Origin of the sequence: Bradyrhizobium algeriense (assembly GCF_003062295.1) — a bacterium.
In the GTDB taxonomy this organism is placed as follows: domain Bacteria; phylum Pseudomonadota; class Alphaproteobacteria; order Rhizobiales; family Xanthobacteraceae; genus Bradyrhizobium; species Bradyrhizobium algeriense.
In genome coordinates, this window is sequence record NZ_PYCN01000248.1 from 1 (window position 1) to 467 (window position 467).

Consider the following 467-nt stretch of genomic DNA (forward strand, 5'->3'; position numbering starts at 1 on the left):
CTAGGGTCTGTTGGGATTCAGGATTCTCATCCGGGCTTGGTTGTGATTCAAGCTGCGGATGGACCGATTCGTTTTGACTGACGCCCAATGGGCGAAGATGGAACCGCTTTGTCTCGGCAAGCCGAGCGATCCCGGACGCAGCGGCAAGGACAACCGGCTGTTTGTCGAAGCGGTGTTATGGATCGTCCGCACGGGCAGTCCATGGCGCGATCTGCCGCGCGCTTTCGGCCACTGGAACAGCGTGTACACGCGTTTCCGCGATTGGGTGAAGGCAGACGTGTGGAAGCGCCTGTTCGACGCGGTCTCGGACGAGCCGGACATGGAATACGCCATGGTCGACGCCACCATCGTCAAGGTCCACCGCCACGGACAGGGCGCAAAAGGGGGACTCAGAGCCAGGCCATCGGCCGTTCGAAAGGCGGCATGACCACCAAAATCCTGGCGCTCACCGATGCGCTCGGCAATCT

1 pseudogene is annotated in these 467 nt (G+C 61.2%); it reads left to right on the forward strand.

The features are described 5' to 3' along the window. Nucleotides 1–58 precede the first annotated feature (58 nt). Nucleotides 59–467: pseudogene (locus tag C7G61_RS43365) on the forward strand (IS5 family transposase); the annotation flags it as partial.